Origin of the sequence: Sphingorhabdus sp. (assembly GCF_044354325.1) — a bacterium.
GTDB lineage: Bacteria > Pseudomonadota > Alphaproteobacteria > Sphingomonadales > Sphingomonadaceae > Sphingorhabdus_B.
Window position 1 is genome coordinate 1 of sequence record NZ_JBILAF010000129.1, and the last position, 5,480, is coordinate 5,480.

6 protein-coding genes are annotated in these 5,480 nt (G+C 53.8%); 2 read left to right on the forward strand and 4 right to left on the reverse strand.

Going from position 1 to position 5,480, the window contains the following annotated elements; translation table 11 throughout:
* Positions 1-531, reverse strand: a 531-nt coding sequence (rpsB, locus tag ACIQ0G_RS09965; protein ID WP_397577774.1) for a 30S ribosomal protein S2, incomplete at its 3' end; no start/stop codon positions are given.
* Between the two features lie 262 nt (positions 532-793).
* On the opposite strand from rpsB, the gene ACIQ0G_RS09970 reads away from it, so the two are divergent.
* Both ACIQ0G_RS09970 and ACIQ0G_RS09975 read left to right on the forward strand, forming a co-directional pair.
* Complete coding sequence (locus ACIQ0G_RS09970) at positions 794-1,249, forward strand: hypothetical protein (RefSeq protein WP_397577775.1); 456 nt, start codon at positions 794-796, stop codon at positions 1,247-1,249.
* 587 nt (positions 1,250-1,836) lie between these two features.
* Positions 1,837-2,076: a hypothetical protein gene (locus ACIQ0G_RS09975; RefSeq protein ID WP_397577776.1), complete on the forward strand. Its 240-nt coding sequence runs from the start codon at positions 1,837-1,839 to the stop codon at positions 2,074-2,076.
* 183 nt (positions 2,077-2,259) lie between these two features.
* On the opposite strand, the gene ACIQ0G_RS09980 is transcribed toward ACIQ0G_RS09975, so the two are convergent.
* The 3 genes from ACIQ0G_RS09980 to ACIQ0G_RS09990 all read right to left on the reverse strand — a co-directional run.
* Entirely contained in the window at positions 2,260-2,532 is a 273-nt protein-coding gene (locus ACIQ0G_RS09980; protein WP_324477394.1) for an HU family DNA-binding protein, read from the reverse strand.
* 192 nt (positions 2,533-2,724) lie between these two features.
* Positions 2,725-5,124, reverse strand: coding sequence for an endopeptidase La (gene lon / locus ACIQ0G_RS09985; protein WP_397577777.1), 2,400 nt, complete (start codon positions 5,122-5,124; stop codon positions 2,725-2,727).
* Positions 5,125-5,278: 154 nt separating this feature from the next.
* Positions 5,279-5,480: YbaB/EbfC family nucleoid-associated protein (locus ACIQ0G_RS09990; RefSeq protein ID WP_397577778.1), on the reverse strand; the 202-nt coding region annotated here is incomplete at its 5' end.

A 5,480-nucleotide genomic window follows, 5' to 3' on the forward strand; every position in this document is an offset into this window, starting at 1 on the left:
GGCTTCCTTAATGGCGAGTTCTTCTTTGTTGGCGTCGATGACGAACATCACGTCAGGAATGCCGCCCATGTCGCGGATACCGCCAAGGCTCATTTCAAGCTTGTCGCGCTCGCGGGTCATCTGAAGAATTTCCTTCTTCGTGAAACCGTGCGTGTCGCCCGAAAGCTGCTCTTCGAGCGTCTTGAGCTTCTTGATCGAGTTCGAAATGGTCTTCCAGTTGGTGAGCATGCCGCCCAACCAACGGTGGTTGACGAAATGCTGACCCGAAGCGCGTGCTGCGTCAGCGATGGGGCCCTGTGCCTGGCGCTTTGTGCCAACGAACAGAACCTTGCCGCCCGACGAAACGCTCTGGGCAACAAAATCAAGCGCACGTGCGAACAATGGCACGGACTGCGAAAGATCGAGAATGTGGATGCCGTTGCGCGCGCCGAAGATATACGGCTTCATACGCGGGTTCCAACGGTGTGTTTGGTGGCCGAAATGGGCCCCAGCTTCAAGCAATTGCTGCATGGTTACGACAGGTGCCGCCATGGTACTTCTCCTTCCGGTTGAGCCTCTGGGAAACTAGAACGTCACTGTTGCCTAAAAGACAAAGATCAGCACCGGTATGTGCGTTTCCCATGTGGAATGAGCGGGCCGTTATAGTCGCGGCAGGGATTCGTCAAGCGGTTTAGCCATTTGTTAGCAACTATATGGGTAAGACGCGGGTTATGACGAACCCGAACGATAGCATTAAATTTTGTGTTCCCGGATTGGCACGGGCATTCCGCTTTGTGCAGACGGAGATGGCGGCGTGAGCGAACAAGAAGATCGTTTTGGCCAGCGCGGTACCCGGCCTTGGTTGCCGAGAAAATGGGCTATCATTTTGCTGATCCCTGTGTTGGCGATCTACATCTATTCGAAGAAACAAACCTATGACAACCCCAATCCCTTGCAGCGTGTAGAGACGTCAGAAGAGTATATTTGGCCAGCGGGGTGCAGCGAAGAAGCCTATGAAGCGTCCATGAATCCTTCCAACGCAAATATTCCCTGTGCTTGCGCCGATTCTGAATATGAGATCACGGACTGGTACGAACGCGGCCTTTCTCCGTGGGGACAGTCGCGTAAAAGCCTGAGTTATTATAGAATCGAAAATGATGCAGCGGCAATAAAAAGAAACAAATCGAACGCTAATTTATGCACCAATTATAGCAGAGATGCCCTCGATGCTGCAAATTTCTTTAAAATCATTCTGGAAAATAAAATATGAACTAGGCTTGTGAACGTAAGAAATCAATTACGGTGACAGTGCACTAATTACGAAATTACGGTGACACGTACGATATACCCCAGAAAGCCCAAAAGGGCGAGCCGGGTGGGCCCTCGCCCATAGCGCGCGAGCGCACAGCCCCGCCAAAACCAAACGCTGCGCCAATGTATCTCGCACAAAGGCACGAAGGCACGAAGATGGGCCGCCCTCATCCCGACAGCCCTGTCGTCCACCCCCCGTCATCCCACACCCCGTCATCCTGAACTCGTTTCAGGATCTTACTTCCCACGTCGAAATAGTAAGATCCTGGAGCCGGAGGCGTGCATCGCACAAACAAGTTCAGGATGACGAAGAGGGTCGTGAGAACCACGGCGACAGTGCACCAAATTATTGCTTTCCATGGCATCGTACTGCGAGAGTCAAAGAAAGTTATCCACAGACAATCCCCGAAATACTCCACGCTATTTCGGCGGTGAGAACATGCTTGACAAGTTAGAACAAATAGTGAACAAGGGCTCAAACGCTGCCCATGCCGGGCCAGCATAGCCCGCTAAATAATTTGGCGGGGGACAGAAAGGACCAGTGCCATGACTATCGTAGCTTCCCTTCTTTTTGTGACCGCGCTTGGCTTGTCAGCCGGCACAATATTTTTAACAGTGCGCAACGCCATGCCGCGGATACGTGAAGTCGTTGAAATGGAATTTGCGGGCGAAGTTGCGCGCGAACGGCGCATCATATGTGGCGACATGCGCCGTCGTACCCCTGCAACGATTATCGCATTCCCGGTCGCTGGCCGCATTATGGGCGAAATGCGCCTCGCCGCTTAACAGATTTTATTACGCAAACGGGCCGGGCAAATCGGCTGCATCATCACGCCGCCGTCATGGCGGCGTTTTTGCGTGTGCATTATATTTGCCATGCTGCACCGCGGCCATCCGCGCTGGCGTCGGGCATAAAAAAAGGGCGGGTGCTTTCGCCCCGCCCCTTTCACCAAATAAATTTGGCCTGTCTTAGTTGACGGCATCCTTAAGCGCCTTGCCAGCCTTGAACTTAGGCTGAGTCGATGCTTTGATGGTCATTGGTTCGCCAGTGCGTGGGTTACGGCCGGTCGAAGCCTTACGCTTTGCAACGCCGAATGTGCCGAAACCAACGAGACGTACTTCGCCGCCGCTCTTCAGCGCGCCAGTGATTGCTTCAAAGGTCGCTTCTACTGCTTTACCAGCGTCTGCTTTGGTCAGGCCGCTTGCTTCTGCAACTGCATTGACGAGATCTTGCTTGTTCATATTGGGAACCCCCCTCTCAAAAATTGTATAAAACCCAAATTATTCTGTAATTGAGTCGCGGCGTGAACCGGTGGACGGATAATGATGACATTGCGTGCACTGTCAAAGGAAAAATCCGCCCAAAACCGTCATTTTCTGTGAAAAACGGCAAGTTTTGCCCACAACATGCAATCAAAAGGCATTTATTACCCTTTAATGGGTCACCGACGCCCCGTTTTCGCCGCCAACTGTAGGCGGCAAGGCTGCCGCGAGTTCATCGGCTTCGGTCCATTCTACGGCCACCAAAGGCGACACCAACGCACGCGCCAGCACCTGATCCACATGGCTGACCGGAATGATTTCCAGGCCTTCTTTTATGTTGGCTGGAATGTCCGGAAGGTCCTTCTCATTCTCCTGCGGAATAAGCACCGTCTTGATGCCCCCCCGAAGTGCCGCGAGCAGTTTCTCTTTCAGTCCGCCAATTGGCAACACGCGCCCACGCAAGGTAACTTCGCCCGTCATGGCGACGTCACGATGCACGGCAATGCCGGTTAGCGTCGAGACGATACATGTCACCATGCCGATGCCCGCCGATGGACCATCCTTGGGCACCGCGCCTTCGGGAAGGTGGATGTGGACATCCTTGCGCCCAAATAGGCTCGGCTTAATGCCATAGCTTGGCGCACGTGCCTTAACGTAGCTCAAGGCAGCCTGAATGGACTCGCTCATCACTTCGCCCAGCTTACCGGTGGTCTTGATCTGGCCCTTACCCGGAACAGTCACCGCTTCGATGGTGAGCAGTTCGCCGCCAACTTCGGTCCAAGCAAGCCCTGTAACAGCGCCAATCTGGTTTTCTTCCTCACCCATATCGTGGCGATATTTACGGACGCCCGAAAAATCTGCGAGATTTTCAGGCGTAATGGCAATGCTGGTGGCCTTGCCTTCCAAGATGCGGCGCAGCGCTTTACGCGCCAGCTTTGCGACTTCCCGCTCAAGCGTACGCACACCGGCTTCCCGTGTGTAATAGCGGATCAAATCACGCAGAGCATCATCGCTGACCGAGAACTCTTCCGGCTTCAACCCATGAGCTTCGATTTGCTTGTCGAGCAAATGTCGCTTCGCAATCTCTAGCTTCTCGTCTTCGGTATAGCCTTCCAACCGGATGATTTCCATGCGGTCCAAAAGCGCCTGTGGCAAATTGAGGCTGTTGGCCGTTGTCACGAACATCACGTCGGACAGGTCCAAGTCGATTTCGAGATAATGGTCATTGAACTTGTTGTTCTGTTCCGGATCGAGAACCTCAAGCAATGCAGACGCCGGATCGCCACGGAAATCCTGACCAAGCTTGTCGATTTCATCGAGCAAGAACAGCGGATTCATCGTTCCCGCTTTTTTCAAATTGGCCGCGACCTTGCCGGGCATCGAACCAATATAGGTCCGGCGATGGCCACGAATCTCGGCTTCATCACGCACGCCGCCCAGCGACTGACGGATGAATTCACGCCCCGTTGCCTTGGCAATCGATTTGCCAAGCGACGTCTTGCCCACGCCGGGGGGGCCGACGAGGCACAAGATTGGGCCTTTCAGCTTGTTGGTGCGCGCCTGTACCGCAAGATATTCAACGATGCGGTCCTTGACCTTTTCCAAAGCGAAATGGTCCTCATCAAGCACTTCCTGCGCCTTGGCGATATCGCGCTTCAGCTTGGACTTTTTGCCCCATGGTATGCCCAGAAGCGTGTCGAGATAATTGCGCACGACGGTCGCCTCGGCGGACATGGGTGCCATGCCGCGGAGCTTTTTCAATTCGGCATTGGCTTTCGCCTTTGCTTCCTTGGACAGCTTCATCGTGTCGATCTTGTTTTGAATCTCGGCAACTTCGTCGCCGCCTTCGCCATCGTCATTGCCCAGCTCGCGCTGAATGGCCTTCATCTGTTCGTTCAGATAATATTCGCGCTGCGTCTTTTCCATTTGGCGCTTCACGCGGCCACGGATTTTCTTTTCGACCTGCAATACGCCCAATTCGCCTTCCATGAAGGCAAACGCCATTTCCAACCGGCGAAGCGGGTTCGCTTCAACCAACAGTGACTGCTTATCCGACACCTTTAACTGGATATTGGCCGCAACGGCATCCGCAAGCGCCGACGGCGTTTCGATTTCCGAAAGCTGCACCGCGGTTTCGGCGGGCATTTTCTTGTTGAGCTTCGAATAATTTTCAAACTGGTCAGCAACCGAACGCATCAGCGCGGTGGCTTCAGGACCTTCAGCATTTTGTTCGACAACGAGTGACACAGCCGCTTCGACATATTCACTGCCGTGCTCAACCAAATCGCGCAGTTGCGCGCGTTGCTTGCCTTCGACCAGAACGCGCACGGTTCCGTCAGGCAGCTTCAGCAACTGCATAATCGTCGCGGTTACGCCGATGTCGTACAAATCATCTTTGCCGGGATCATCCTCGGCAGGATCGAGCTGCGCGACGAGGAAAATTTCCTTGTTCGCCGCCATCGCTTTTTCCAGCGCGACGACCGACTTATCCCGACCCACAAACAAGGGAACAATCATACCGGGGAAAACAACGATATCGCGCAGGGGCAATAAAGGAAGGTTCAGATCCATAGATACTCCAAGTGGGGTCGCGCAAAAATGCGGCACGCCGATTCCAAAGCAATATGAGCGCTCTGCGCAGGCTTTCAATGCATCTGGGCCCCAAAAGCACAATTTGCTGGGGAAAAAACGGGTTTACATAAAAATGGTGCCGATAATGGCGGGGTTAAAACGGCAGTTTGAACCCGGCAGGCAAAGGCAGGCTGCTCGACATTTTGCCCATTTCCGCGTTGCTCGCGGCATCCGCTTTTTCACGCGCGTCATTAAATGCTGCGGTAATGAGGTCTTCCAACATCGTTTTGTCCGCAGGAACGATCAGGCTGTCATCGATTGCTACGTTCAGGATGCGGCCTTTTGCCGTTGCGCGG

What these genes read in the sequence shown, in the direction of transcription:
- lon (WP_397577777.1), bottom strand. Translation starts at nt 5,124, where the DNA reads ATGGATCTGAACCTTCCTTTATTGCCCCTGCGCGATATCGTTGTTTTC.
- ACIQ0G_RS09975 (WP_397577776.1), top strand. Translation starts at nt 1,837, where the DNA reads ATGACTATCGTAGCTTCCCTTCTTTTTGTGACCGCGCTTGGCTTGTCA.
- ACIQ0G_RS09980 (WP_324477394.1), bottom strand. Translation starts at nt 2,532, where the DNA reads ATGAACAAGCAAGATCTCGTCAATGCAGTTGCAGAAGCAAGCGGCCTG.